At 54.1% G+C, this 2728-nt stretch carries 1 protein-coding gene; it reads right to left on the bottom strand.

The genetic code is table 11. From position 1 onward, the window contains the following. Nucleotides 1-2728 (bottom strand): condensation domain-containing protein (locus tag ACGF63_RS22665; protein WP_387633334.1); only part of this gene is annotated, 2728 nt, incomplete at both ends.

Raw genomic sequence — 2728 nt, 5'->3', positions numbered from 1 at the left:
GTTTCAGGATACGCTGTTTCCGTGGCATTCCAAGTGTTGAGTAACAAGGTTCGTTCCATTGCCGGCAGAATGTCCAGCGCCCGAACTGGCCAGTCCGGAGTATGCTCCAGCGCGTTCGCGAGACTTTCCAGCCCCTGCTGCATATAATCACAGAGCCGCTCCGGCGCAAGCGACTGAACTGTTTGCGCCGTCAGCCCCAGTGCATCACCGCAATCCTCCACCGACAGCACAAAGGGATAGTTAGTCCGCTCCTGTTCCCCTTTAAATTCAATTCCATTTACCCACTCATTGGATAGCGCTGACACATCATTATGCCGATAGTTCAGCAGAGCACTGAAAAGCGGGCTGGCATTGTCAATGCCGCTGCATCGCTGGGCCAGCGCCAGTGACGCATGCTCATGCATCAATAATCCGGCCAGCCGGGTATGGGCAAGCTGTACACTCTCCCGCACCGATGTATCATCGATATCCAGCCGAAACGGCAGGGTGTTAATAAACAACCCCAATCCGCTGTCTATCCCTTCTCCCGCCGCCATACGCCCAAACAGCACGGTACCGAACACCACTTTTTCCTGTCCGCTGGTGTGCGACAACACTTGTGCCCACGCCAGATGGCACAACACCGCCAGACTGACACCCAATTGTTGTGCCTGATGGCGCAAACGGCGATTCAACTCAACAGATAACATCCGGTGGTATTCCGCCACCTGTGAACCATCACGATGCACCTCGGTTAGACCAAACGGCAACGTCGGCTCTGTCACGTCCGCCAGCATGTCCGTAAAGAAACGGCTGTGTGCTTCCTGACTGACGCCTAACCGGGCCTGCGCCACCAGATTGCGGAACGGTACCGAAGGCGGCAGCATCTCCGCCTGTCCCGTCAGATAGGCCCTGATTTCACGATGCAGGACTTCCAACGTGGTATGGTCACCAATCAGGTGATGTTGCAATGCCAATAAGCTCCAACGTCCATCCACTTCTTGGGCAATCACAAATTGCAGTAGCGGGGCTTCACTTAAGTTAAGACGATAATGGCGAGGATCAAAACGCCGACTTAGCTGCTCACTGACCGGCCCTTCCGCCGGATCTAACGTCAATTCAGTGACAGATAACGTAGCCTGACGCCAGACCACTTGCACTGGTACTGACAGTCCCTGCCAGATAAAGGCAGTTCGCAGGATATCGTGGCGATTGACCACCTGCTGTACAGAGGCCAAATACCGCTCCAGCAAAGCCCGGTCCGCAAACACCATTTGACTGGTCAACAGGTACGGATCACCCTCATTTTCCAGCACATGGTGGAATAAGATCCCGTCCTGCAAGGGTGACAGGGCATAAAGATCCTGAAGATTATTCAACCCACCCTGTACTTGCCCGACAATATGGTCAATATCTGCCTGCGTCAGGTCTATCAACGGCAACATTTCAGGGGTGAGAACCTCAGTCTCAGGGGTAATAACATTGGCGGGAATATCTACAGCCCGGTGTTGTCCCAACGTTTGCGCCATATCTGACAGCACTGGTGTCTGAAACAAGTCGTGCACTGCCAGCACCCATTTCGACTGATGCAACCGTTCAATCATCTGCACTGCCAGCAGGGAATGCCCGCCCAACATGAAGAAATTATCGTGCCGACTGATTTGTTCAAGGCCCAGCAATTCACACCAAATGGCCGCCAGCATCGTTTCTTTTTCCCCTTGCGGCGCCATATAACGTTGGCGAGCCAGCGCTTCATAGTCCGGTGCTGGCAGTGCTTGGCGATCCAATTTGCCATTCGGGGTCAAGGGGAAGCGGTCCAGACGCACAAACGCCGACGGCACCATATACTCCGGTAACTGAGCACTCAGGTGCTCACGCAGGCTATTCACCAACTCCTCAGCAACATCTGCTGCCACATAGGCCACCAGCCGTTTGTCTGCCCCCTCCCCCTGCACCAGCACCGCAGACTCACGAACCGCAGGGTGCTCTGTCAACCGAGTTTCAATTTCCCCCGGTTCAATCCGGAAACCACGAATTTTCACCTGCTGGTCATTACGCCCCAGAAATTCCAGATTGCCGTCCGGCCGGTAACGCGCCAAATCGCCGGTGCGGTACATCCGAGCGTCAGGCTTTTTACTGAACGGGTCGAGCAGGAAACGTTCGGCGGTTAATTCAGGCCGATTCAGATAGCCGAGTGCTACGCCGTCTCCGCCAATATAGATTTCACCAACAGCGCCCAGCGGCACTGGTTGCCTATTTCCATCCAGCAAATAAATCCGCGTATTGGCGATGGGACGGCCAATCGGGATATTTGTCACTTCCGGTGTTACTGCCTGAATACAGTAGGTGGTTGTAAACGTCGTTCCTTCCGTCGGGCCATAGCCATTCAATAACTGCTGTGGTGGATGGGAGTTAAGTACTTCTCGAATAACATGCGGATCAAGGGCATCCCCCCCGACAATCAGGCATTCTATTTGCGGCAAGATTGGGGATAACTCTGCGGCCAGCCGGTTAAACAATCCGACAGTCAGCCACATCACCGTCACACGGTGAACCTGTAAGGTTTGGATTAATGCCGCCGGGGTCAATAAAGTATGATGGTCAATAATCACTAATGCCCCGCCGTTGAGTAACGGTGCCCAGACCTCAAAGGTACTGGCATCGAAGGCCGGGTTAGCCATAAAGGCGACTCGGTCATCCGGTTCGATTTGAGCATAACCATTATTGATAACCAGCCGGGTCACGGCAC

The sequence above is a fragment of the Photorhabdus sp. RM322S genome (genome assembly GCF_042879395.1).
GTDB lineage: Bacteria > Pseudomonadota > Gammaproteobacteria > Enterobacterales > Enterobacteriaceae > Photorhabdus > Photorhabdus khanii.
The sequence above is the reverse complement of the archived record's forward strand: the minus strand, read 5'-3'. Positions and strand labels throughout refer to the sequence as shown.